This window comes from Arthrobacter rhamnosi, assembly GCF_054510975.1.
In genome coordinates, this window is record NZ_JBTNDN010000006.1 from 108,525 (window position 1) to 133,350 (window position 24,826).

General features: G+C 67.8%; 18 protein-coding genes and 1 pseudogene. 11 read left to right on the forward strand and 8 right to left on the reverse strand.

Annotated elements, in window-relative coordinates; translation table 11 throughout:
* Positions 1 to 97: 97 nt before the first annotated feature.
* From ACX80J_RS13950 to ACX80J_RS13975, 6 genes are all read right to left on the reverse strand, one after another.
* Positions 98 to 673, reverse strand: a complete 576-nt coding sequence (locus tag ACX80J_RS13950) for a DUF2231 domain-containing protein (RefSeq protein WP_459348175.1) — start codon at positions 671 to 673, stop codon at positions 98 to 100.
* A gap of 59 nt (positions 674 to 732) precedes the next feature.
* Positions 733 to 1,020, reverse strand: coding sequence for a hypothetical protein (locus ACX80J_RS13955; RefSeq protein ID WP_459348176.1), 288 nt, complete (start codon positions 1,018 to 1,020; stop codon positions 733 to 735).
* A gap of 1 nt (position 1,021) precedes the next feature.
* Entirely contained in the window at positions 1,022 to 2,107 is a 1,086-nt protein-coding gene (locus tag ACX80J_RS13960; RefSeq protein ID WP_459343251.1) for a glycosyltransferase family 4 protein, read from the reverse strand.
* Positions 2,104 to 3,009: an alpha/beta fold hydrolase gene (locus ACX80J_RS13965; RefSeq protein WP_459348177.1), complete on the reverse strand. Its 906-nt coding sequence runs from the start codon at positions 3,007 to 3,009 to the stop codon at positions 2,104 to 2,106. The genes ACX80J_RS13960 and ACX80J_RS13965 overlap by 4 nt, the downstream gene beginning before the upstream one ends.
* A complete protein-coding gene (locus tag ACX80J_RS13970) occupies positions 3,009 to 3,842 on the reverse strand; it encodes an aldo/keto reductase (protein WP_459348178.1) in 834 nt (277 codons plus the stop codon). The genes ACX80J_RS13965 and ACX80J_RS13970 overlap by 1 nt, the downstream gene beginning before the upstream one ends.
* A 212-nt stretch (positions 3,843 to 4,054) precedes the next feature.
* The gene (locus ACX80J_RS13975; RefSeq protein ID WP_459343248.1) at positions 4,055 to 5,056 is read right to left on the reverse strand and encodes a sugar-binding transcriptional regulator; all 1,002 of its coding nucleotides are present in this window, start codon (positions 5,054 to 5,056) and stop codon (positions 4,055 to 4,057) included.
* A 132-nt stretch (positions 5,057 to 5,188) separates the two neighbouring features.
* On the opposite strand from ACX80J_RS13975, the gene ACX80J_RS13980 reads away from it, so the two are divergent.
* The 11 genes and pseudogenes from ACX80J_RS13980 (at position 5,189) to ACX80J_RS14030 (ending at position 21,540) form a co-directional block, all read left to right on the forward strand.
* On the forward strand, positions 5,189 to 6,931 hold the full coding sequence (locus tag ACX80J_RS13980) for a glycerol-3-phosphate dehydrogenase/oxidase (RefSeq protein WP_459343891.1): 1,743 nt from the start codon (positions 5,189 to 5,191) through the stop codon (positions 6,929 to 6,931).
* 134 nt (positions 6,932 to 7,065) lie between these two features.
* Positions 7,066 to 7,812: an MIP/aquaporin family protein gene (locus ACX80J_RS13985; protein ID WP_459343247.1), complete on the forward strand. Its 747-nt coding sequence runs from the start codon at positions 7,066 to 7,068 to the stop codon at positions 7,810 to 7,812.
* Between the two features lie 70 nt (positions 7,813 to 7,882).
* Positions 7,883 to 9,400, forward strand: a complete 1,518-nt coding sequence (gene glpK, locus ACX80J_RS13990) for a glycerol kinase GlpK (protein ID WP_459348179.1) — start codon at positions 7,883 to 7,885, stop codon at positions 9,398 to 9,400.
* Positions 9,401 to 9,712: 312 nt separating this feature from the next.
* The gene (gene leuS / locus ACX80J_RS13995; RefSeq protein ID WP_459348180.1) at positions 9,713 to 12,211 is read left to right on the forward strand and encodes a leucine--tRNA ligase; all 2,499 of its coding nucleotides are present in this window, start codon (positions 9,713 to 9,715) and stop codon (positions 12,209 to 12,211) included.
* Positions 12,211 to 13,128 carry a DegV family protein gene (locus ACX80J_RS14000; protein WP_459348181.1) on the forward strand — a complete coding sequence of 306 codons (918 nt, stop codon included), beginning with the start codon at positions 12,211 to 12,213 and terminating at the stop codon, positions 13,126 to 13,128. The genes leuS and ACX80J_RS14000 overlap by 1 nt, the downstream gene beginning before the upstream one ends.
* Before the next feature lie 488 nt (positions 13,129 to 13,616).
* The gene (locus ACX80J_RS14005; protein WP_459343243.1) at positions 13,617 to 14,447 is read left to right on the forward strand and encodes an SLBB domain-containing protein; all 831 of its coding nucleotides are present in this window, start codon (positions 13,617 to 13,619) and stop codon (positions 14,445 to 14,447) included.
* Positions 14,448 to 14,578: 131 nt separating this feature from the next.
* Complete coding sequence (locus tag ACX80J_RS14010) at positions 14,579 to 17,035, forward strand: ComEC/Rec2 family competence protein (RefSeq protein ID WP_459348182.1); 2,457 nt, start codon at positions 14,579 to 14,581, stop codon at positions 17,033 to 17,035.
* Positions 17,036 to 17,124: 89 nt separating this feature from the next.
* Positions 17,125 to 18,135 (forward strand): DNA polymerase III subunit delta, encoded by a 1,011-nt coding sequence (gene holA / locus ACX80J_RS14015; protein WP_459348183.1) that lies wholly within the window; start codon positions 17,125 to 17,127, stop codon positions 18,133 to 18,135.
* Between the two features lie 951 nt (positions 18,136 to 19,086).
* Positions 19,087 to 20,367, forward strand: coding sequence for a multidrug effflux MFS transporter (locus ACX80J_RS14020; RefSeq protein WP_459348277.1), 1,281 nt, complete (start codon positions 19,087 to 19,089; stop codon positions 20,365 to 20,367).
* A 63-nt stretch (positions 20,368 to 20,430) separates the two neighbouring features.
* Positions 20,431 to 20,814: pseudogene (locus ACX80J_RS14025) on the forward strand (Gfo/Idh/MocA family oxidoreductase); the annotation flags it as partial.
* Positions 20,815 to 20,823: 9 nt separating this feature from the next.
* Complete coding sequence (locus ACX80J_RS14030) at positions 20,824 to 21,540, forward strand: hypothetical protein (protein ID WP_459348281.1); 717 nt, start codon at positions 20,824 to 20,826, stop codon at positions 21,538 to 21,540.
* Between the two features lie 44 nt (positions 21,541 to 21,584).
* Here ACX80J_RS14030 and ACX80J_RS14035 read toward each other — a convergent pair whose 3' ends face one another.
* Both ACX80J_RS14035 and ACX80J_RS14040 read right to left on the reverse strand, forming a co-directional pair.
* The gene (locus tag ACX80J_RS14035) at positions 21,585 to 22,553 is read right to left on the reverse strand and encodes an aldo/keto reductase (RefSeq protein ID WP_459343239.1); all 969 of its coding nucleotides are present in this window, start codon (positions 22,551 to 22,553) and stop codon (positions 21,585 to 21,587) included.
* 36 nt (positions 22,554 to 22,589) lie between these two features.
* Positions 22,590 to 24,752 carry a beta-galactosidase gene (locus ACX80J_RS14040; RefSeq protein WP_459343238.1) on the reverse strand — a complete coding sequence of 721 codons (2,163 nt, stop codon included), beginning with the start codon at positions 24,750 to 24,752 and terminating at the stop codon, positions 22,590 to 22,592.
* Positions 24,753 to 24,826: the final 74 nt, after the last annotated feature.

Here is a 24,826-nt window from a genome sequence, read left to right on the forward strand (position 1 = left end):
GATTACGGCAACCTTTCCGCTGCCTGCCTCAGCCGGCGTCCGTGCCTGCGTCGGCCGTGCCAGTCCCTGGATCAGACGTTGCGATCAGCCGTCTGGGTCAGCCGTTCGTGTCCGTCCCCGCTTCGGCGTCCGGGCCTGCGGCGGCGTCAGTCGTTCGGCGCGCGGTCCCGCGATTGAGCGCCAGATGGCCTCCCAGGAATCCCGCGCCGGCCACCACCGCGTTACCCGCCAGACCGAGCCCCATGCCCAGGGCATGACGGTCCCGGATCCGGGCGATGAGGGAGCCGAGGAGGAGGAAGATGGCGATGTCGGTGCCCAGGGCGTGCACCGCGCCGATCCGGCGCTCGGCACCCTCCATCCCCGCCCAGTCACCGGCACCGGAGATCGCCGTCGGTACCGACGCCGCCAGCCCTGCGCCGACCAGGAGCGTGGCGCTGGAGCGTCCGCCGGCCTCGCCGGCTACATCGAGGATGGACGCACTCAACCAGCATCCGAGCGTCACGTCGGTGAGCAGCGGATGCACCGAGTGGCCGAGGACGCCGGTATGGAACGGGCTGTGCCCTGCCCACCTCAGCAGGGGCCCGTACAGGACCTCCTGGGCGACCGCGACCCGTTCCGACAGGGCATCCTCTCCCACGGAGTGCGCGACACGCTGCGGCAGTGACAGTTCCATGGTCATGGACGGTACGCCGGTGCCGTGCGGCTGTACAGAGCGCCGCGGGGACGGCGCCGTCAGGTAGCGGGCACGGTCCGCCATCCACCGGAATCGATCTCGACCATGATCGGCGCGGTCCCTGCGATGCCCTGCGTCCGCAGCGCCCGGGCGATGTCCGCCGGAGGTGCGGTCACCACGAAGGCCTCGCCGCGGTACAGGTCTGCCGTCTCCTCCACGAGGGCGACGATGGCACCGGGACCGCGCGCCTCGAACCGGCCCGCGACCTGCAGGCGCACCAGCCACGGGGGCGGAGCGGCGGCGGCGTCGAGCAGGATCGCCGTGGCCGGACACTGGAGATCGGCCATGTCAGGCCCGCCGTCGTGCATGCTCGGCGACGGCCCGTCGGCACGCGACCCGGAGCTGCTCCGCGGAGGCCGACCAGGAGTACTGCGCCGCCCGTTCGAGACCGGCCCGGGACGCCTCGGCCCACCGGTCCGGCTCCGCCAGGGTCCGTACTGCGGCGGCCACCGCCGACGGGTCGTCCGGGTCGACGTACAGCGCCGCGGCACCGCCGACCTCGCGGAAGATGGGGATGTCGCTCGCGACCACCGGGGTGCCCGTCGCCATCGCCTCGATGATCGGCAGGCCGTACCCTTCCGCCTTCGACAGGGTGACGAGCGCGGTCGAGTCGTGCAGCAGGTCCTCGTACTCGGCGTCGGTCACGCCGCCGTGGAAGACCACGCGGTCCGCTCCGGGAGCGAGGGACTCGAGCTCCCGGCGGCGTTCCGGGGTGATGCGGCTCAGGAGGTGGAGCGTGTGCCCGGGCAGGGCGGCCATGGCGCGGACGAGTGTCTCCACGTTCTTGTAGGGCATGAAGGAGCCCATGTAGAGCAGCGACGCCGACCGTGACGCGTGCGGATCGCGACGGCGCTCCGTCGGCTGCGGCGCATTGCCCACGAGCATGACCGGTCGGCGCGTCAGCCGGTGCCGGCGGATGAGGTCCGCCGTCGTGCCGGAGATGGTGGCCACGACGTCCGCGCGGTCGAGGAGGAGGCGCTGGGGCCAGTAGGCGAGGTGGTAGAGCCGCCAGAGCAGGCGCACGGGGAGCGGGAGGAACGACGGCGGCGCCGGGTTCTGGTAGTAGATGAGGTCGTGCAGGGTGAGGATGAGCGGATACCTGCGGCCCCAGGACCCCATGGTCTGCATGGGGCACACGACGACGTCGGGCTCGAGGGGGTTGATGCGCCGGGCGACGAACAGTTCCGCGGGGGAGAGGGGGCTGGTGACCCGCACGTGCGGCACGTCCGGGAGGAGGGCGAGCTGCCGTGGGTCGCTGATCAGCATCACGACGTCGTCCGTCTCGGCGAGGGCAGCGATGAGGCTGGCTCCGTAACGGCTGATGCCGTCGTGGTGGTCGGTGCGCGTGAAGCGCGCGTCGAACAGGATCCTCATGCGGGTGCGTCCTTCAGGCAGTTCTCCAGGAACTTCTCCAGTAGCAGCGCTGCCTCGCGCGGCTTCTCGTAGTGGACGAGGTGGCCGACGCCGGGGATGACCTCCAGGGTCGCGTGCGGGATGAGGGCAGCCAGCTCCCGTTGGCCGGCGACCGACCCGATGTCGTCGTTCTCCGCGGCAAGAAGCAGGACCGGCATCGTCAGCTCCCGCGCACGGTCCCGGACGGTGCCCGAGATGGACGCCCGGAACGCCTCCAGTACGACGCGCCGGCCGGCGAACGAGCTGAAGTAGGCGTCGTGCTGCCCATGGATCCAGCGCCGCAGGTTCCTGTCCTTCGTCTTGGCCAGAAAGATGCTCATGCCCCGCACGATCACGGGATTCGCCAGGAGCGCCCGTCCGGCGGTGTCCGGCAGGCGGTCCGCGGCGACGTAGTAGCCCTCCGCCAGCCGGGATGCAGCCCGGCTGGGTCCCTCGAGGGCGGGAGCACTGATGGGATTGACGAGGACCAGGATCCCGGCGAGGTCCGGGTCCAGGGCGGCCTCGGCGGCGACGATCGACCCGAAGGAATGCCCGAGCAGGACCCGCGGTTCCGGGATTAGCCTCCGGGTGATGTCCCGGATGAAACGGGCGTAAGTGGCGACATCGTGCGTGCCGTTCAGTTCCTGGCCCTGCCCGAATCCCGGCAGGTCCGGCAGGAGGACCCTGTGCCCGGGTAGTTCCTCGACCAGGCGCAGCAACCCGTGATGGTCCCCCCGGAACCCGTGCACCATGACGATGGTCGCGCCGTGCGGACGGTCGTTCGGGCCGTCGTTCGGACCGCCGGCGGGATGGGCGGCGGGATAGTCCCAGACCCGTTGCAGCGTCCCCTCCCAGGGGATGCTGCGGACGACGGCGGAGCGCATCAGCCCACCCGGTCCGGGTGTGAGCCGAACCGCTGGTCCCGGTCCAGAGCGTCGAGTGCCGCGAGGTGCGCGTCGTCGAGGGCGAGCCCGAAGATGTCGAGGTTGGAAGCGATGCGCTCGCGGGAGCTCGCCTTCGGGATGGTGAGGATGCCGTGCTGCAGGTGCCACCGCAGGATCACCTGCGCCGGCGTCCGCCCGAGCTCGGCCGCGATGCGTCCGACGACGGGGTCCTGCAGCACGTTGCCGCGCCCGAGGGGACTCCATGCCTGGGTGGCGATGCCGTGCCGTTCGTGGAAGGAGCGCAGGTCGTGCTGCTGCAGGTACGGGTGCAGCTCCACCTGGTTGAGGACGGGGACGACGCCGGTCTCGGCCAGGAGTCGCTCCAGGTGCGGCCGCTGGAAGTTGGACACCCCGATGGACCGGACACGTCCTTCCGCCTGGAGCCGCCCCAGGGCACGCCAGGTCTCGACGTACAGGTCCTTCGAGGGGCACGGCCAGTGGATGAGGTAGAGGTCGAGCCGGTCGAGGCCCAGCAGGTCCATCGATGCGTCGAACGCCCGCAGCGTGGCGTCATGGCCGTGGTCGTCGTTCCAGACCTTCGACGTCACGAACAGATCCTTCCGGTCGCCGGTCTCGAGGTAGGCCCGCGCGGCTTCGCCCACGCCCGCTTCGTTGCCGTAGAGGGCCGCCGTGTCGAGGAGCCGGTACCCGGCCTCGAGCGCCGTCGAGCAGAGGTGTGCGGTGTCCGCGGGCGGGACCTTGTAGACGCCGTACCCGACGACGTCGATCGAGGTGCCGTCGGCGAGTGCGATGCGGGGGACGGAGGAGCTCATGGGGGAACTCTACCGAGATCGGTCCGGGCAGGGCCTGCGTCCGACAGGCCCTGCGCATCGGTCAGCGGGGATCGACCTGTCGAGGATGAGCTCCAGTCCCTACCTTCCCGCTGGCGGCGGCTGCGGAGGCACTGGACTCCCTCGAGCCGGGCGCCGTCCGCGGCAAGGGAGTCCTTACGGTGTAACCGTGGGTGCTCCGGGAGTTCCTCCGCTCAGGCGTGGACGAGGCGCCGGGCGGATCCCTCGTCCAGGATGAGGTCGGTGGCCAGTCCTGCGGCGAGCGCCCCGCGCAGGCCGTGGATCTTCGATTCCCCCGACACGACGCAGATGCGCCGCTGGACCCGCTTCAGGTCGTCGAGGTCCGGGCCGGTGCTGCGCTTGTTGAGCAGGATGTCGCTGTGGGTGCCGTCGGCCCGGAAGAACATGGTGGCGACGTCGCCCACGACCTCCTCGCTCTCCAGGGTGTCGAGGTCCTCCCGGTCCAGGTAGCCACCGCTGTAGACATGGCTCGGGATGCCGGCGCCGATCGACCCGACACCGAAGATCGCCATGGTCATCCGGCCCTGCAGGTCGAGGATGCGGCGGACGCTGCGCTCCTCCCACATTGCCGTCTTGGTGGCCGCATGGTCGAAGAACGCGGGGACGGGGAACTGTTCCACGCGTGCACCGTAGGCCTGCCCGAAGCGCCGCAGGATCTCGCTCGCGTAGGTGATCCCCGTGGTCTGCGTGTTGCCGGCTCCGTTGAGTTGCACGATCGTGCTGTCGTGGGTCTGCTTGCGGGTGAGGTGGTGGCTGACGGCGCTCAGGGTGGATCCCCAGGCGACGCCGATGATGGCGTTCGAATCCACGAGGGGCCCGATAGTGCGGGCCGCCTGGATGGCGACGCGGTCGAGCACCTCGGAGTCGCTGACGGAGTCCGCGACCGGCACCACATGGGCCTCGACGCCGAACCGGCGGCTGATCTGCTGCTCCAGCGCCGGCGCACGCTCGGACGGATTGTTCAGGGAGATCTGCACGAGGCCGGTCTCGCGCGCCATGGAGAGCAGACGGGAGACCGTGGAGCGCGAGGTGCGCAGCTCACGCGCAATGGCCTCCATGGTGAGGTCCTGGAGGTAGTACATCTGGGCGGCCCTCAGGGCGTCCCGCGAGCGGTTGCCCTCCGTGCGGTCCGCGCCGGCAGACTCCCGTGCGGGAGTGCCGTTCGTCGTCGTCATCCCGTTAGTCTGGCCGCCTCTGCACGTTTGTGCAATCCGATTGACTGCTATTCCCACTGCTTGAAGGATGGAACCGCAGCACCCATTCCAGACAGAAGAGCCACACAGAAGCGACGGAGCAGTCCCTTGAGCATTCCAGCCGACCGGACCACCGGTGAAGGCACCACAACTTCTATCCGCACCGTGGTGCAGAAGCTCAGGGACACCCCCCGGGCCTCCGTGCTCGTCATCGGCGGCGGCATCAACGGGGTCGGTACCTTCCGCGACCTCGCACTGCAGGGGATCGACGTCGCCCTCGTGGAGCGCGGCGACTACTGCCAGGGTGCCTCGGGTGCCTCGTCGCACATGATCCACGGCGGGATCCGCTACCTCGAGAACGGCGAGTTCCGCCTCGTCCGCGAGTCCGTCATCGAGCGCAACGCCCTCCTGCGGATCGCTCCGCACTATGTGAAGCCGCTGCAGACCACGATCCCCATCTACACGACGTTCTCGGGCATCCTCTCCGCCCCCATGCGTTTCCTCACGCACCGCCAGGGCAAGCAGGTGGAGCGCGGCGCCGTCCTCATCAAGGCCGGCCTCACGATGTACGACTTCTTCTCGCGCGACGGCGGCAACGTCCCCCGCCACTCCTTCGTCGGCCGCAAGAAGGCGCTCGCCGCCATGCCCGAGCTCCGCAAGGACATCAAGTACGCGGCAACCTACTTCGACGCCTCCGTGCACAACCCGGAGCGCCTGACGCTGGACGTGCTGCGCGACGGCCAGGTCGCCAACCCCGCCGCCCGCGCCGCCAACTACGTCAGCGCTATCGGCACCACCGAGGAGGGCGTCGTGCTGCGGGACGAGCTCACGGGGGAGACTTTCCCGTTCCAGGCCGACGTCGTCGTCAACGCGACCGGGGCCTGGACCGACAGCACCAACGCCGCACTCGGTGCTGAGACCCTCTTCATGGGCGGCACCAAGGGCTCCCACATCGTGCTGGACAACCCCCGACTGCTCGCGGCCTGCAACGGCACGGAGATCTTCTTCGAGCATCTCGACGGCCGGATCGTCCTCATCTACCCCATGGGGGACCGCGTCCTCGTCGGCACCACCGACATCGACGTCGACGTCGAAGCGCAGGCCGTCTGCACCGACGAGGAGATCGCATACTTCTTCGAACTCATCGGGCACGTGTTCCCCGACATCCCGGTGTCGCAGGACGACATCGTGTACAGCTTCTCCGGCGTGAGGCCCCTGCCGCGCCACGACGACACGCAGCCCGGCTTCGTCTCGCGCGACTACCGCATCGAGAAGCGCGAGGAGAAGCGGGGCGGCCGGTCCGTCACCACGCTGAGCCTGGTCGGCGGCAAGTGGACCACCTTCCGCGCCCTGTCCGAGCACCTCACCGACGACACGCTCGCGGCCCTCGGTGCGGCGCGCAGGACCTCGACGGCGGGTGTCGCGATCGGCGGCGGCAGGGACTTCCCGACGGACGAAGCGTCGCGGCGCGCCTGGGTCGCTGCGGCGGTACGGCCGGGCGTCGACGAGGCCCGCGTGGAGGTTCTGCTGACCCGCTACGGGACCCGTGCGAAGGATGTTCTCGAATACCTCGCCGAAAGCCCGGACAGGATGTTTAATTCCACGCAGGAGCTGAGCACGCGAGAACTCGCCTACATGGTGGAGCACGAGCAGGTCGGCCACCTGATCGATGTCCTGATTCGCCGTACATCGCTTGCATTCCGGGGCCTGGTCTCCGAGGAACTGCTCGCTGAGCTTGCCGAGACCCTGGCCCCGCTGCTGGGCTGGACCGCTGCGGAATCCGCAGCGGAGATCGAGCTCGCCGAGAAGGTCCTCGCCGAAGCCCACCGGGTGCAGGTCAAGAGCTTGACCGCGTAGCGGCACCTGCCGCGACGTGGTCGAACCGCTGTTCCGGCGGTGCAGTGCCAACGGCAGTGGTTGCCGGGGGGAACCAACGGGTGCCGTCGAGGCGGCGGCACCCGTCGATAAATGAATAGATAGAGGAGTCAATGATGTCTCTGGAAGTATTTGTTGCCGAAACCTTCGGCACGATGCTGCTGCTATTGCTCGGTACGGGCGTCGTCGCGAATGTCGCGCTCGCCAGGACCAAGGGCAATAACGGCGGCTTCCTCATGGTCAACTTCGGATGGGGGCTCGCAGTCTTCGCCGGCGTCTACGTCGCAGCCCTCTCCGGAGCCCACCTCAACTTCGCGGTCACGATGGGTCTCTGGGTCAACGGCGACACCGCCGAATTCGCTCCGGGCGTCGACAAGAACTTCATCAATGCGATCGCCTACCTCGCGGCGCAGATGCTCGGTTCCATCCTCGGTGCGGTCCTGTGCTGGCTCTCCTACAAGCAGCACTTCGACGAGGAGCCGGACCCCGCCAACAAGCTCGGCGTCTTCTCCACGGGTCCCGCCATCCGTTCCTACGGCTGGAACCTCGTCACCGAGATCATCGGCACGTTCGTGCTCGTCTTCGTCATCCTGTCCCTCGGCCCCACCGCAACGGGCCTCGGCCCCCTCGCGGTCGCCCTGCTGGTCGTCGGTATCGGTGCATCCCTCGGCGGCCCCACCGGCTACGCCATCAATCCGAACCGCGACCTCGGTCCCCGTATCGCCCACGCCATCCTGCCCATCCGGGGCAAGGGCAGCAGCGACTGGGGCTACGCCTGGGTCCCGGTGGTCGGACCGATCATCGGTGGTGTCCTCGCCGGCATCGTCGTCCAGTTCGTCACGTTCCCCGTAGCGGCCGCGTAGGTCCCCCTTCCGGTTCGGCGGCTGTGCGCAGCCGCCGATCAACGACGTCCATCCAATGAAGGAGCAAGACATGTCGCAGCAGTACGTCATAGCCATCGATCAGGGCACCACCTCCAGCAGGGCCATCGTGTTCGACCACAAGGGGGACATCGTGTCCTCCGGCCAGAAGGAACACGAGCAGATCTTCCCGCAAGCCGGCTGGGTGGAGCACGACCCCGCCGAGATCTGGGACAACACCCGCGAGGTCATCGGCACCGCACTCTCCAAAGCGAACCTCACACGCCACGACATCGCCGCAGTCGGCATCACCAACCAGCGCGAGACCGCCGTCGTCTGGGACAGGACCACCGGCAAGGCCGTCTACAACGCGATCGTCTGGCAGGACACGCGGACGCAGAACATCGTGGACGAGCTGGCACGGGACGGCGGCGTCGAACGGTACAAGCAGAAGGTCGGCCTGCCGCTGGCCACCTACTTCTCCGGCACCAAGATCAAGTGGATCCTCGACAACGTCGACGGGGCACGCGAGAAGGCGGAGGCCGGCGACCTCCTGTTCGGCAACACGGACTCCTGGGTCACCTGGAACCTCACGGGCGGCACCGACGGCGGCGTGCACATCACCGACGTCACCAACGCCTCGCGCACGCTGTTCATGGATCTCGAGACGCTGGCGTGGGACGAGTCGATCCTCGCCGACTTCGGCGTACCCGTGTCGATGATGCCCGAGATCAAGTCCTCGTCGGAGGTCTACGGCACCGTGCACACCTCGCAGCTCCTGCGCGAGACGCCGGTGGCCGGCATCCTCGGTGACCAGCAGGCGGCGACCTTCGGCCAGGCCGCCTTCGACAAGGGCGGTGCGAAGAACACGTACGGCACCGGCAACTTCATGATCGTAAACACCGGCGAGGAGATCGTCCACTCCAAGAACGGCCTGCTCACGACGGTCTGCTACCGGCTCGGTGACGCGAAGCCGGTCTACGCGCTCGAGGGTTCCATCGCGGTCACGGGTTCGCTCGTGCAGTGGCTCCGCGACAACCTGGGCATCATCAAGAGCGCCCCGGAGGTCGAGCAGCTCGCCAAGACGGTCGATGACAACGGTGGCGTCTACATCGTCCCTGCGTTCTCCGGCCTCTTCGCACCGTACTGGCGTTCGGACGCCCGCGGAGCTATCGTCGGGCTCACCCGCTTCGTCAACAAGGGCCACATCGCCCGTGCGGCGCTGGAGGCCACGGCCTTCCAGACGCGTGAGGTGCTGGACGCGGCGAATGCCGATTCCGGGGTGAACATGGAGGACCTTCGAGTCGACGGCGGCATGGTCGCCAATGACGCCCTGATGCAGTTCCAGGCCGACATCCTCGGCATCCCCGTCATCCGACCGAAGGTCACCGAGACCACCGCGCTCGGCGCTGCCTACGCTGCGGGCCTCGCCGTCGGCTTCTGGAAGAACACCGACGAGCTCGCCACCAACTGGGCCGAGGACAAGCGCTGGAACCCGTCCATGGACGAGGCCGAGCGGGAGCGCCAGCTGCGCCTCTGGAAGAAGGCGGTCACGAAGACCTTCGACTGGGTCGACGAGGACGTGCGCTAGCACTCATCTCCCATCACCGGGTCATGTCCGGTCCGCCGCAGGGCGGGCCGGGCAGGACCTAGCAGGTGCACCCCTGCAACCCGGAATCCGTCGTCGGGCTGCGGGCACTGCTAAAGTGAACGCATGCTCCGCGCCCTCCTGCTTACCTAGCCGCACGGTACTCACCGTGCGGCGGCCCCTCCCTGTGTGAGGGGCTTTTGTGTGTCCGGCGCAGGACACCCCGAGGCAACGGGGGCGCGGGTCCGCGGCAGCGCAGCAGAGAAGAAGCATCGAGCAGGACGACGTTCCACCGACAGGACAGGTCAACATACAGTGAGCATCAACCCCGAGGGCGCTCAGCCGGACGAGAACACCTACGATTTCTCCGCCATCGAGGCGAAGTGGCCCGCGGTCTGGGACCGACTCCAGGCGTTCGCACCGGCCGACGACGGCGAGCGCGAGCGCCGCTACGTGCTCGACATGTTCCCCTACCCCTCCGGCGACCTGCACATGGGCCACGCCGAGGCGTTCGCCATGGGCGACGTCGCGGCGCGTTTCTACCGACAGAAGGGCTACGACGTCCTGCACCCGATCGGCTGGGACTCCTTCGGGCTCCCCGCCGAGAACGCGGCCATCAAGCGCAACGCCCATCCCGCAGAGTGGACCTACGCGAACATCGAGACCCAGGCGAACTCGTTCCGGCGCTACGCGATCAGCGCCGACTGGAGCCGCCGGCTGCACACCTCCGACTCGGAGTACTACCGCTGGACACAGTGGCTCTTCGTGCGGTTCTTCCAGAAGGGGCTGGCCTACCGCCGCAACTCGCCGGTGAACTGGTGCCCCAAGGACCAGACCGTCCTGGCGAACGAGCAGGTCATCAACGGCGCCTGCGACCGCTGCGGGACGATGGTCACCAAGAAGAACCTGAACCAGTGGTACTTCAAGATCACCGACTACGCGGACCGCCTGCTGGACGACATGGAGCAGCTGAAGGGCCACTGGCCCGAGCGCGTGCTCGCCATGCAGCGCAACTGGATCGGCCGTTCCGAGGGCGCGCACGTGCGGTTCCGGATCGAGGCCGACGGCGACCTGCCGGCGAGCGACGTCACCGTCTTCACGACCCGGCCGGACACCCTGTACGGGGCGACGTTCTTCGTCGTGGCCGCGGACGCCGACCTCGCGCTGGACCTCGTCACGCCGGACCGGAGGGCGGACCTCGAGCAGTACCGGGAGCAGGTCAAGGGACTGTCGGAGATCGAACGCCAGGCGACGGAGCGTGAGAAGACCGGGATCTTCACCGGCCGCTACGCCGTCAACCCGCTCAACGGCGAGAAGCTGCCCGTCTGGGCCGCCGACTACGTCCTGGCCGACTACGGCACCGGGGCGATCATGGCGGTCCCCGCGCACGACCAGCGCGACCTCGACTTCGCACGGGCCTTCGACCTGCCCGTCCGCACCGTCGTCGACACCGGAGCGGCGGATGCCGCCGAGACCGGGATCGCGACGACGGGCGAGGGGACCCTGGTCAATTCCGGCGAGCTGACCGGCCTGGACAAGGCCGAGGCCATCCGGCGCGCGATCGAGCTGATCGAGGAGCAGGGGACGGGCGAGCACACGATCAACTACCGCCTGAGGGACTGGCTGCTCTCGCGGCAGCGTTTCTGGGGCACGCCCATCCCGATCATCCACTGCCCCTCGTGCGGTGAGGTCGCCGTCCCGGACGACCAGCTGCCCGTCACGCTGCCCGAGGGCCTGCGCGGCGAGGCCCTCGCTCCCAAGGGGACGTCGCCGCTGGCCGCCGTCGAGGAATGGGTCAACGTGGCGTGCCCGGACTGCGGCGGCGCCGCACTCCGCGACACCGACACCATGGACACGTTCGTGGACTCGTCCTGGTACTACCTGCGCTTCGTCGACCCGCAGCTGGACACCGCGCCGTTCGACACCGAGGCCGTGAACCGCTGGCTGCCCGTCGGCCAGTACGTGGGCGGCGTCGAGCACGCCATCCTGCACCTGCTGTACAGCAGGTTCTTCACCAAGGTGCTGTTCGACCTCGGCATGGTCGGCTTCACCGAGCCCTTCAGCGCGCTGCTCAACCAGGGCCAGGTGCTCAACGGCGGCAAGGCCATGAGCAAGTCCCTCGGCAACGGCGTGGACCTCGGCGAGCAGCTCGACCGCTTCGGCGTCGATGCCGTGCGCCTCACCATGGTGTTCGCGTCCCCGCCCGAGGACGACGTCGACTGGGCGGACGTCTCGCCGTCGGGCTCGGCGAAGTTCCTGGCGCGCGCCTGGCGCCTCGGTGGCGACGTCACCAGCGAAGTCGGAGCCGACCCGTCGGCGGGTGACCGGGCACTGCGCTCGGTGACGCACCGGACCGTGGCCGAGGCCTCGGAGCTGATGGAGGCCAACAAGTTCAACGTCGTCATCGCGAAGCTCATGGAACTCGTCAATGCGACGAGGAAGGCGATCGATTCGGGTGCGGGCGGCGCTGACCCCGCGGTGCGTGAGGCGGCCGAGGCGGTCGCCATCATGCTCAGCCTCTTCGCGCCCTACACGGCGGAGGACCTGTGGAACCGCCTCGGGCACGAGGCCACCGTGGCGACGGCGGGCTGGCCGGCGGTGGATGCCGGACTGCTGACGCAGGAGAGCGTCGTGGCCGTCGTCCAGGTCCAGGGCAAGGTGCGGGACCGGCTGACGGTGTCCCCGGACATCGCCGAGCACGACCTGCGCGAGCTCGCCCTCGCCAGCGAGCAGGTGCAGCGCGTCCTGGACGGCCGGGGGATCCGCACGGTGATCGTGCGCGCGCCCAAACTGGTCAACATCGTCCCGGCCTGATGGAGCCGGGACCGGCGGCCCCCGCGCACGGGGACACGGTGCGGGTGGCCGTCGTCACCGATTCGGCCGCGGGCTTCCCCCCCGACTGGCTGGCACCCGGGGGTGCGGCCGCGGAGGTGCGGGTGGTCGCGATGCCGGTCCTCGTGGGCTCCGACATCCTCACGGGTGAGCACGACGACGTCACGGAACCGCTGATGGTGGCCCTCGCCGCCGGGTCGGACGTGCGCACGTCCCGTCCGTCGCCGGGCCAGTTCGACAGGGTGTACGGACGCCTCGCGGAGGAAGGCTACGACGGCGTCGTGTCCGTCCACCTGTCGGGGCTGCTGTCCGGGACGGTCGAAGCAGCACGGCTGGCGGCGTCACGGGCCACGATCCCGGTCGAGGTGATCGACACGAGGACGGCGGGCATGGCCCAGGGCCGTGCTGCCCTCGCCGCCGTCGCTGCCGCCCGGGCGGGCGCTGACCTGCAGGCAGCTGCGGCCGCCGCGGCCATGGCGGCGCGTGCCTCCGCGCTCTACTTCTACGTGCCGAGCGTCGAGCAGCTGCGGCGCGGCGGCAGGGTCACCGCGGCCGCGGGCTGGTTGGGCACGCTCCTGTCCGTCCGGGTGATCCTCCACGTGCAGGCCGGGCGGCTGGTACCCCTCGAACGCATGCGGTCGGCGCCGCGGGCGATGGCGCGGCTCCAGGAACTGGTCGAAGCCGACGCCGCGACCCGGCCGGGCGGCGTCCTGCTGACCGTGCACCACTTCGGCAACGAGGACGAGGCACGCGGCCTGGCCGAGCGTCTCGAGGCGGTGGCAGGGACGGGACGGGTGTCCCTGGCTCCCTGCCCCTCGGTCCTCGCTGCGCACGCGGGCCTCGGCGTCGTCGCCGTGACCGTCACCGCGGACCAGCCCGGGACGTCCGACCGGCCCTGACCGCTCCTGGGAGGCGTCCTGAAGCTCGTCCTGGGGGCTGCTGGCGGCGATTCCAGCCGGATGTCCACATAGCACCAGCCGTCCGCGGGTCCGCAGTGCGCCGGTCCTAGCGTTGCCCCATGGGAAAGCACCGATGGCCAACCGCGGGGGACGAAGGGGTACAGCTCCCGGAGGCGTCCATGTCTCCGCCGTCTGATGTTGCGCCGTCTGATGTTGCGCCGTCTGATGTTGCGCCGTCTGCTGTTCCGCCGTCTGCTTCTCCGTCGCCCCATTTTCGCCCGCCCGCTTCTCGGCCGCAGGACGAGGGTCGGACCGACTCCTCGCGGGCCGACGAGGGCCCGGGCAGGGGTGCGGGCCATGAGCAGCCCATGCTTTGCCGGAGCGATGTCCTGCAGCGTCCCGCCTCGGGTCCGTTCTCACGGCCGGCCGGGCGGGATCAGGGTCCTCCACTCCAGCGAGGGCAGGATGAGGGTCCTCCTCGAAGCGGAGTGCAGTGGGGCATCGCCCGGTCTGCGGCGCTCGTCTTCCTGGGGGTCGCGCTGGCGATCGGTGCAGGGCTGTTCCTGGTGCGCAGTTCCGAACCGTCTGCCGCTGCGGTGTCGGTGCAGCTCGACGCCGGATCCCCCAGCAGTGAGGACCCGGGTACCGGCCCGCCCGACGCTCCCCGCTCGGTCGGTCCTGATGTAGGCGACGGTGCCTCCGGTGCCGCGAGCGAGGGCAGTGGGCCCGGAGCCGGGGGCGAGCAGCAGGGGGACTCCCGGGAGCGTGGCGACGACGCGTCGGGCGGGTCATCGGCGGGAACGCCTGTCCCGGCTGGCCGTGCCGATCAGGGGACGGTCGTCGTCTACGTCACGGGTGCGGTGGCTTCGCCCGGCGTGGTCACGATCCCGTCCGGCACACGCCTGTTCGAGGTACTGGAAAAGGCCGGTGGTGCTCTTCCCGAGGCGGACCTCGAGGGCATCAATCTCGCCGCCACCCCGTCCGACGGACAGCACATCCACCTCCTCGCCGTGGGTGAGGAGCCGCGGACCGATCAGGATGTGCCGGACGCACCGGCAGCACCTTCGGGCGGGCAGGCCGGCGCCTCCGGCGGAACTCCGGACAGCGCCGGCCCCGGCCCGGGTGGGGTCATCGACATCAACACCGCCACCCTCGCCGAGATCGAGTTCCTGCCCCGCGTGGGGCCGGTTCTGGGGCAGCGGATCATCGACTGGCGCGAGGAGAACGGCCCTTTCGGGCAGCCCGCCGATATCGACGCCGTACCGGGAATCGGGCCGGGGATGCTCGAAGGGATCCTTCCCCTCATCGTGGTGCGGTGAGCTGTCCCGTGGCGTCCCCGGGCGCCCCGGAGCCCCACCGGGCGGTCGGGGACGACGATACGACGGCCGGCGCACAGCGGCCCCGTCGACGGCGGTGGAGTGGTGACCTCCGCCTCGTACCGTCCGCCGGAGTGGCATGGGCGGCGGCCGCGATCGCCATCCGGGGTGGAGCGACGGGGGCTGCGGCGGGTGGCCTCCTCGCTGCTGCGGTCGGACTGGTCCTCGCGTGCCTCGTGTTCCTCGTCCCGTCCGGGTCCAGCCGGAAGAGGACGCTGGTGGCCGCGCAGGCCCTCGCGGCAGCAGCAACGATGACGCTCGTCCTGCTGGCCGCTGCCGGGAGCCTCGCCCGAGCGGACGCAGGACCGGTGGACGACGCCGTTGCCGGCGGGATCCCGTTCACGGCCGTCCTCCGGATCTCGGGGGAACCGTCGCTGCTGGGTCCCGGAACCTTCGGCGGCGGCAACCGCTACCTCCTCGACGCCGACGTCATCGGGGGGATGCTGCGCGGTGATCCCTTCGCTTCCACGACGCCCGTCGTGGTCTTCGGGTCGGAGCAGTGGGCGGGTCTCGGAACGGGAGACACGGTCCGTGTACTGGGCATCGCGAAACCGCCCGATCGCATCGGCGAGGCGGCCGCGGTCTTCTTTCCCTCCAGCAGACCGGCGGTCACGAAGGCAGCTGGGTGGCTCGGCTACACCGCCGACCTGAGAACGCGCTTTCGCGACCTCGCCGTTCGGGATTCCCCCGATGGTCTGCTGCCCGGGATGGTGCTCGGTGACCGGGCCGGTCTCGAGCCCGCCCTGAAGAAGGCCATGACGGTCACCGGGCTGACCCATCTCACCGCCGTGAGCGGAGCGAACTGCTCCTATGTCGTCGCCTTCGCGTTCCTCGGACTGAGGGCCGTCCGACTCCCACGATTACCCGCCGCCGCCGGCGCGGTGATGGCACTGGTGGGCTTCGTGATGCTTGTCCGCCCTGAACCGAGTGTCCTCAGGGCCGCGGTGATGGGCACGATCGGAGTGGCCGCCGTCCTCTCGGGACGCGGCAGGGCGTCCCTGACCCTGCTGATGCTGTCGATCATCATCCTCCTCGCGGTGGACCCGTGGCTCTCCGTGTCCTTCGCCTTCCTGCTCTCGGTCGCAGCAACCCTGGGGCTGGTCACCGCCGGGCCCAGGGCCGTCGACACGCTCGAACTCGTGATGCCGCGTGTCGCCGCCCAACTGCTCGCCATCCCCCTGACGGCACAACTCTTCTGCACACCGATCCTCGTCCTGATCCAGCCGGTACTCCCGGTGTACTCGCTGCCGGCGAACGTGCTGGCGTCGCCCGTGGTCCCCGCGATCACTCTCGTGGGGATGCTGGCCGTCCTCGCGCTGGTGGCCGCTCCTGTCCTCGCGCAGCCCCTCATCGCTGCAGCCCAGTGGGGGACGCGGTGGATCGCAGGCGTTGCCGACACGCTTGCTGCTGCGCCGGCGGCATCCGTGCCGTGGATCCCGGGAGCACCAGGCGCCGCCGTGGCCGCACTCGCCTCACTGTCGTTTCTCGTGCTCATGGTCCAGCGGGAGGCCATCACCGGGTGGTGGGGAAGGAGAATCGCCGCACCTCTGCCGCCGGTTCCGGATGGCGGCACCGGCACTGATCCGGACCCGGGTCCAGGGGCGGGCCCGCCCCCGTCCGGACGTGCCCCACGGGGGGCCCGGACCTCCGGCGTCAGGAAGGACGGGCGCCGGCGGCACCGCGGCGCCGCGCTCGTCCTCCTTGTCGTCCTGTGCGCCGTCGGAGGTGCCTTTATGATCCACCGGGCGATGGGCGGGCCCATGGGGAGCTGGGTGATGGCGATGTGTGATGTCGGTCAGGGAGACGGCATCGTCGTCAGGACGACAGCCGGCCATGCGCTGGTCGTGGACGCGGGACCGGATCCCGACGCCATCGACAGGTGCCTGGACCGCCTGGAGGTCGATGTGATCGACGCGCTCGTTATTACTCATCTGCACGACGATCACTATGGCGGCGTCGAGGGGGCCATGCGGGGAAGGACCCTCACGGTCCTGTACTACTCGACGAGCGAGGAGAACCCGCCCCGTGAGGTCACGGAGGCTGCAGCCGCCGCCGGACTGGAGGCCGAGCGCTTGACCAGCTCGACGACTCTCGACCTCCCACAGATCCAGGTCGACGTCCTCTGGCCGACAGGGGACACCGTCACGTCGGAGGAGAACAACGCCAGCGCCGTCCTCGACGTCGTCGTGCCGACGCCGCACCGGTCCGTGACGCTGCTGCTCACGGGAGATCTCGAGGAGGACGCTGCCGCCGCCCTGCTGGCCACCGAGCCTGCCCTGGCCGACGGGGGAGTGGACATCCTCAAGATCGCCCATCACGGGGCCCGGAACGGGGGCACGGCGGTGCTGGAAGCGATCGCTCCCAGCCTCGCGCTCATCTCCGTGGGTAAGGACAACGACTACGGGCACCCCCACGCGGTCATCATCGACGCCCTCGCCCGCCTGGGCATTGCCACGGCCAGGACGGACGAGCTCGGGTCGTTCACCGTGGAGGTCGTCGGCGACACGGTCGAAGTCCGCCAGCTCCGGTAGGGCCGGCACGCCACCGGGTGTCCGCAGCTTTGAGGCATGGCCGCGCCGTGAAACAGTAGAAGGAGGTCTGACGGAAGGAACCTCGCCACGTGGCAACAAGATCACCCGCCGGCCGCAGCAGCGGCTCCAACCAGCAGCCGGCATCGTGGCGTGAGGCGCGTCCTGCGGCCGTCATGCTGCTGTCCGGTCCCGAGGACTATCTGGCGTCGAAGGTCTCCGAGTCGATCCGGGCACAGGTCCGCACCGCTCAACCGGGGGCGGAGCTCGTCAGCTTCGACGCCGGATCCTACGAGGCGGGAACACTGACCATGCACGCGAGCCCGTCACTGTTCGGTGACTGGAAGGTCATCGAGGTCGCAGGGCTGGCGCAGATGAACGATGCATTCCTGGTCGACGCGCTCGCCTACCTCACGGATCCAGCACCGGATGTCGTCCTGGTGATGCGTCATTCGGGCGGCAACCGTGGGAAGAAGCTGCTCGACGCGATCAAGGCCGTGGGTACCGTCGTCGATTGCCAGCCTCTCAAGAAGGACGGCGAGAAAGCGGAATTCGTCACGACGGAGTTCCGGCTGGCGCGTCGTCGCATCGACCCGGACGCCGTGAGGGCGCTCGTCGCCGCCGTGGGGTCGCAGTTGCCGGAACTCGCGGCAGCCTGCCAGCAGCTCATGGCCGACTCCGCGGGCGATGTCTCCGCCGAGACGGTGGAGAAGTACTACGGCGGACGCGTGGAGGCCACGGGATTCAAGGTGGCCGACGCGGCCCTGGCGGGACGCACGGCCCAGGCGCTGTCCATGTTGCGCCACGCTCTCGCGACAGGAGCAGATCCCGTCCCGATCGTCGCCGCGCTCGCGATGAAGGTCCGCGCCGTCGCGAAGGTCCATGGTGTCAGGGGGTCCTCGATGCAGCTTGCGAAGGACCTGGGCATGGCACCGTGGCAGGTCGACCAGGCGCGGAAGGAAGCCCAGCGCTTCAGCTCGGACGCCCTCGCACGTTCCATCCGAGCCCTCGCCGAGGCGGACGCCCAGGTCAAGGGCGAGTCACGGGACCCGGTGTACGCCGTGGAGCGGGCAGTGACCGTCATCGCACTGGGGGACGGCTGACGGACGGCTGACCGCCGCGGCGCGTTGGTAGTGCCATCACCCATTGGCTGGCGCAGGCGAATGCGCTGGGGCCTCCCGGTCGAGTTCCAGCAGGAACGCTCTTCAACACGGGCGGCGGCTGGGATCGAGGGCGGCTGAGCGCGGCTTCTGATGCCGCTCCTCTATTCGCGTCTGCCCCGAGGTCACAACCCGAGGTTCATCGGTACTGATCGACCATATTGGAAAGAATTTCGTCCGGAAGCTGTGAGGTCGCCTAGGAAGTGGCCGTCCGCCGTGATGGCGGAGGGCTTCCGCGGGCCGGTGACAGGATTCCTCCCCAGATCGTACCGACCAGTGAGGTCAAGAGTGTCAGCGGCCATGGACTCGTCATTCACGCCATGCCGGCGCGCAAGCAGTACCTGATACTCCACCCAAAGTGACACAGGGCGTAGTAGAACACTCCTTTCGTTGATCGCCGGACCCATCTCCTGAAAGCTCCTCGCTCAGATGCCCAGCCGGCGGGCGCGAGCAGATCGGGTAGCTGATTCACGCTGCGCCACTGGCGATAGGCGCGATGATTCTGAGTGCACATCGAGGTAGGCCTGCGCCGCCCCCATGAGGGAAGCATCGGCAGCTGCAGCAATGCTGCTGGCCCAAAGGCCTTGGAAGTCGGGGTGCTGGCTCACCTTGATCGGGATAGTGATGTCGTCGCGATGAGGGACACGTGCTGTAGTGCGGCACGTGTTCCTCCAACCTTCGAGTTCTGTAGCTCACCGGGGTGGCAAGCACCGACGTGCGAGTTCATCTTGACGATGCCCGAGGAGTAGCGCACGATAAGACGACCAGTGGAAAGCGGTTTCCAGCACATGCGAGTCGAGCTAAGCAGGCTACTTGACGCAGTGGGGTGCTGACCCAGCGTGGAAGGGCACAGACGTGAAGCGAGAAGCGCCACGCCGGCGTCTCGTAGTGCTGGTGTGTGCGCTTGTAATGCTTCAGATTATCTGGCCGCTGACTATGGATCTGTACCTTCCATCGTTCACAGCGATGCGCCGCGAACTCGGGACCAACGAGTCAGGCGTCCAGCTCACTCTTACAGCCGCTTTTGTCGGTATGGGTATCGGGCAACTAGCGTCGGGCCCTGTCTCTGATGCGGTCGGGCGGGCACGACCGCTCGTCGTGATGATCGTGCTGTACTGCATAGCAACTGCTTCCTGCGCCGTTGCACCGACTGTGGAGTGGCTTATCGCCAGTCGCGCTTTCCAAGGCACGGGATCGGCCGCTTGCGCTGTGTTGGCAATCGCCATCGTCCGTGACCTGTATAGCGGTAAACGCCTGGTTGTGTTCCTTGCGCGACTTTCCATTGCTTCGGGTCTGTTCGTGGTGCTGTCACCTGCCCTGGGGGCTCAGTTGCTGCAGGTTGTGGGCTGGCGGGGCCTTTTCTGGGTCCTTCTGGGGTACGGCGTGGTGTTGCTGTGTGTTGCCGGGGTGATCCTGCTGCGGAACGAGACGCATACTGTTGAGCGGCGCCGGCTTCGCAAAAGCGTGCGGTTGCGCGATGATTACCGCAGCCTTCTGCGCGATGGACAATTCCGTGCTCTAGCCGTGGCAGGGGGTTTCCTGTTCGCCGCGATGATGTCCTACATGGCGGGCAGTTCGTTCCTGCTGCAGGACGTTTTCGGGTTGAACCCAGCGGAATACGGGCTCGTGTTCGGGGCGCAGGGCGCTTTGATGGTGGTGGGCGCGCAGATCGGCGGCGTGATAGCTCAACGGTCCTCGCCCGGTCTTGTGATTCGTGTGGGGGCTTTCGCGTTGGTCGCAGCATTGGTGATCCTGGTCTTGAGCGTCAGCCTTGCCCCCGAACTTGGGGTGTGGGGTTTGACCGTTCCCATCATGGCGTTCACCACTTCGTTCGGGTTGGTCAGCCCAGCAATTCAGGCGACCGCCCTGGAGCATCATGGGTTGCGTGCTGGTACGGCTGCCTCGCTCCTTGGAGCGGCGAATATGACAGGATCAGCTCTTATTGCCCCTGTGTCGGGTGCGTTCGGATTGTCATCCCCCCTGCCTACTGCGGTCGTCATGGCGGTTTGCGTGCTGATCGCAGGCGTCTTCCTGCTTACAGGAACACAGATGGCGGGCGTGAGAGCGAAAGGACCCCGAGTTCATACTGACGGCACTCCACGCCCGGAGCAGGCTCCAACGGTTACGACCAGCGGGCCACAACGGTGCTCGGCATTCCGTGACGAGCAAGCGTGAAAGGGGAGACGGTAGGAGCTCGCTCAGGTCGACCGGAAGCGACTCCGTGAAAGGAAGAGTGCATTGAAGTCATCGATAGCTGAAAGTACGAGCAGCGCGGGCGGCCGTATCCGCTTCGGCATCGTCGGAAGTGGATGGAGGAGCGAGTTCTTCCTTCGTGTGGCGCGGGAGCTGCCGGAGCGCTTTGACGTAGTCGGCCTGGTGACCAGAAGCGAGGACACAGGTAGACGTATCAGAGACATATGGGGTGTGCGGTCTTTCGCCTCGATCGAGGACCTTGTGGCGGCTACGTCTCCGGCCTTTGTTGTCGTGTCCGTCCCTCGGGATGTCGCACCGCAGATCATTCGACGTCTTGCCGAACTTCGGGTTCCGGTACTGACGGAGACGCCTCCCGGGCCGGACATTAGGGCGCTCTCAAGCCTGTATGAACTGGTGCGTCAGGGAGCTGTCGTTCAGGTGGCTGAGCAGTACCATCTGTCCCCGCTCCTGCGCGCACAACTGCACCTCGCCGCGTCCGGCCGTCTGGGCCGGGTCAGTCAGGTGCTGGTGGCTCAATGCCACGACTATCACGGAGTGAGCATCATGCGCCGCGCCCTGGGCGTGGGTTTCGATGCCGTGACAATCACCGCCTCGATCTTCGAGTCACCGCTGGTACAGGGTCCGAGCCGGCACGGAGATCCGCAGCAGGAGGTCGTCATCACCGCCGAACAAGTCTCTGCTCGATTCGACTTCGGCGACCGCCTCGGCGTCTACGACTTTGCAGCCGAACAATACTTTTCCTGGATCAGAGCGAACCGGCTGCTCGTCAGGGGAGACCGGGGAGAGATCAACGACCTCGACGTCCGCTACCTCGCCGATTACCGCACACCGGTGTCAACGTCCCTTTGTCGTATGGCGGCGGGGGAGGGCGGCAACCTCGAGGGCTTCTTTCTGCGCGGCATCATGGCCGGCACTGAGTGGGTGTTCACCAACGACTTCATGCCCGCGCGGCTGAGCGATGACGAACTGGCGATCGCAGAATGCCTCGTGCGGATGGCTGAGCATGTTCAGGGTGGTCCTGACCTGTACAGCTTGGCGGAAGCAAGCCAGGACCACTACCTGTCCCTGCTGATGCAGGAAGCGGCGGCTACTGGCGAACCCGTCCGCTCCCGACCCCAGGTCTGGTCACAGTAGGGGAGCCCACAAGCCTTCCCTACTGTGACCCGTTATGCCTGGTACTACCAGGCATAGGCCTCAGGAGCCTGGCCGCCAGGCCCGGGCCAGATCTCGTCCAGGGCCCGGAGCTGCTCGGCAGTGATCGACAGATCCAAGGCCCCGAGGGCGCTGGTGAGTTGTCCGGCTGTGCGTGGCCCGATGATCGGCGCGGTGACGACGGGTTGGTGCAGCAGCCACGAGATCGCAAGGACGGCCGGGTCGACGCCGAGCTCCTCGGCGTAGCGTTCGTATTTCTCGATCTGGGTCCGGCGTTCACCCAACCGGTCGAGGTCCTGCGACCGGGACCGATCGGATTTGCGGAGCACTCCACCGAGTTGACCGCTGGCCAGCGGGGACCAGGGAAGGATACCCATCCCGTACTCCTGGGCGGCCGGGACGACTTCGAGTTCGAGGAGCCGTTGAGCCAGGTTGTATACCGACTGTTCGGTGACGATTGGCAGCTGGTTCCGCGTTGAGGCATGTTCACGGTACTGGGCGATGTTCCAGCCGGCGAAGTTCGATGAGCCGAGGTAGATGATTTTGCCCTGGGCCTGCAGAATCGTGAAGGCATCAAGGACCTCATCGACGGGTACTGCCCGGTCGATGTGGTGCATCTGGAAGAGGTCGATCCGGTCGGTCTGCAGGCGCCGCAACGAAGCGTCGACTGCAGCACGTATGTGCAGGGCCGACAGTCCCCGGTCGTTCCGGCCCTGCCCCATGGGCCCGTAGGCCTTCGTTGCGATCACGAGGGAGTCCCTGTTGCTCCGGGCCTGCATCCAGTTGCCGAGGAGTTCCTCGGATTGGCCGGGTTGGTCTCCCCAGGGGCGGCCGCCGTACACGTCCGCACTGTCGATGAAGTTGATGCCGTTCTCCACGGCGAGGTCCAGGATGCTGTAAGACTCCTCCCGCCCGATAACAGGGCCGAAGTTCATGGTGCCGAGGGCGATTCTGCTGACGACGGCGCCGGCGGAGCCGAGGCGTGTGTAATCCATATCAGGTTCTTTCGTGAGTAACGGTCAGGGAAGGTGTTAAGGACGTCCAGAGCGGTGGAGTGGGCCGCTAGCACCGATCAGCGCCCACCCATGGGGGCCGAGCTCCACCCGGGAGGGCGACGACTGGTTGCCGGATACCGGATCGGGTAGGCGCACCACGACGCTATCCGGGCCGTGGTTGATGAGGGTCAGGACGTCACCACGACGGGCTACCTCGACGTACTCGAGGTCTACCGAGCCCGAATCGGGCAGCTCAGGCCTGATACCGGCCTGGCTGATGAGCCATCGCGTGAGCTGCAGCATCCCGTGGTCGTCCGGAATGGTCGCGAGGTAGTAGCCGACACCACCCTCCCGCCCGTGTTCCCCCTCCTCCCGGGGATCCCTCTGTTCGCTGTATTCGCTGGGCTGGGCGCCGCTGACCTGGTCAAGGTTCGCATGGAGGGCGGTGAGGGCTGGCCCGCCAGAGACGCGGCCTGTCGTGAACGGTGCCAGTACGGTGACCGCTGGGTTGAGGATGTCCAGTACTTCGGCGAAGTGCTGGCCAGTGAGAACCCCGACGGGCGTGTCGAAGAGCGCGTGGTCCTCACCTGGCTCACGTAGTGATGCCTGGTGAGTCTGGTGTGTCTCACCGGCGGACGTGGGACCGGTGGAGGTGGTTTGGGGTTGAACGAGGGCCCCGAATTCGTGCACGGTAACACCCAGGGTGTCTCGGAGGCCGACCTGGAACCCTCCGCTGCGGAACGCGTCGTGTTCGTCGACGATATCGCTGAAGGCAGTGACGAGGAGGTGGCCGCCGCCGTTGACGAATCGCGTGAGGTTATCCGCCCCGTCATCGGTGAGGAGGTAGAGATTGGGTGCGATGACGACCTTGTATCCGGTCAGGTCTCCGGTCGGGTGGACCAGGTCGATTGAGAGGTGTTGGCGGTGAAGGGCGGCGTACCAGCGTTGCACCAGGGTCAGGTAGTCCAGTTCGGCAGGGTGGTCGGGGTTCTGCAGCGCCCACCAGTTCTCCCAGTCGAACACGAGAGCGACCTTCGCTCTGCTGGAACCTTCACCACTGGGTAGATCGGTCACGCCGGCAAGTGTTTGCCCGAAGTCTGCGACTTCTTGCCAGGTGCGGGTGGTCGTCCCTGCCTGGGGAAGCATTGCGGAGTGGAACTTCTCACTGCCACGCTGGGACTGCCTCCATTGGAAGAACATGATGCCGTCGGCGCCGTGGCCTACGGCTTGCATGGACAGCGCAGCCATTTGTCCGGGGGCTTTGGGTGCGTTGCTCGGACGCCAGTTCACTTCGTTGGTGGATTGTTCCATGAGCACCCAGGGTTGTCCTGGCTTGAGGGATCGTATGAGGTCGCGTGTGAAGGCCGCGGTTCGGAAGGAGTGGGGGTCGTTGGGGTCGGGGTAGTTGTCGTCGGAGATGAAGTCGAGCTCCTCGGCCCACTTCCAGTAGTCCAGGGGCGGGAAGGCCCCCATGAAGTTGGTGGTGACCGGTTGTTGTGCCCCCGAGGCCCTGATGATGTCTCGTTCCATGATGAAGAGCCCGAGCAGCGTATCGGAGGTGAAGCGTTTGAAGTCCAACGCCTGGCACGGGTTGTGGCTGTAGGGCGCTGTGCGTGGCGGCAGTATCTCGTCGAAGGCGCTGTAGCGCTGGGACCAGAAAAGGGTTCCCCACGCCGCGTTCAGCGCGTCGATGCTCCCGTAGCGATTGCTGAGCCATTGGCGGAACCCAGTCGCGGCGTTGTCGGAATAGTCGTAGTGCAGGTGGCATGCGTATTCGTTGTTGACGTGCCACATGACGACCGCTGGATGGTGGGCGTAGCGTGCGGCCAGTTCGGTGACGAGCCTGGCCGCGAGGCGCCGGTAGTCCGGCGAACTGGGAGCGTAGGCCTGACGGCTGCCTGGCCAGTAGGTTGTCCCGTCTGAATCCTGAGGGAGAAGTTGCGGATATCGCGTGGAAGCCCAGGGCGGTGGTGATGCTGTGGCGGTAGCCAGGTCCACCGCAATACCTGCTTCGTGCAGCCGGCCCAGGACGTCATCGAGCCACTGCCAGTCGAAGGAGTCTTCATCGGGCTGAATGCGGGCCCAGGCGAACACCCCGACAGTGACAAGGTTGACTCCGGCCTCTTGCATGAGCCGGATGTCCTCGTCCCAGGTCTCGGGCGTCCATTGTTCGGGGTAGTAGTCGGCTCCGTAGTACACGGGCATCCTCCAAGACGTGGGTGGGGTAATGAGTCGGCGGGCAGAGCGGGCAGTGCCGGATCCGTCTGTATCTG

Bases quoted from the DNA above. Each gene is read 5' to 3' on its own strand.
- ACX80J_RS13950 (WP_459348175.1), bottom strand. From the start codon at position 673: ATGGAACTGTCACTGCCGCAGCGTGTCGCGCACTCCGTGGGAGAGGAT.
- ACX80J_RS13955 (WP_459348176.1), bottom strand. From the start codon at position 1,020: ATGGCCGATCTCCAGTGTCCGGCCACGGCGATCCTGCTCGACGCCGCC.
- ACX80J_RS13960 (WP_459343251.1), bottom strand. From the start codon at position 2,107: ATGAGGATCCTGTTCGACGCGCGCTTCACGCGCACCGACCACCACGAC.
- ACX80J_RS13965 (WP_459348177.1), bottom strand. From the start codon at position 3,009: ATGCGCTCCGCCGTCGTCCGCAGCATCCCCTGGGAGGGGACGCTGCAA.
- ACX80J_RS13970 (WP_459348178.1), bottom strand. From the start codon at position 3,842: ATGAGCTCCTCCGTCCCCCGCATCGCACTCGCCGACGGCACCTCGATC.
- ACX80J_RS13975 (WP_459343248.1), bottom strand. From the start codon at position 5,056: ATGACGACGACGAACGGCACTCCCGCACGGGAGTCTGCCGGCGCGGAC.
- ACX80J_RS13985 (WP_459343247.1), top strand. From the start codon at position 7,066: ATGTCTCTGGAAGTATTTGTTGCCGAAACCTTCGGCACGATGCTGCTG.
- glpK (WP_459348179.1), top strand. From the start codon at position 7,883: ATGTCGCAGCAGTACGTCATAGCCATCGATCAGGGCACCACCTCCAGC.
- ACX80J_RS14000 (WP_459348181.1), top strand. From the start codon at position 12,211: ATGGAGCCGGGACCGGCGGCCCCCGCGCACGGGGACACGGTGCGGGTG.
- ACX80J_RS14035 (WP_459343239.1), bottom strand. From the start codon at position 22,553: ATGGATTACACACGCCTCGGCTCCGCCGGCGCCGTCGTCAGCAGAATC.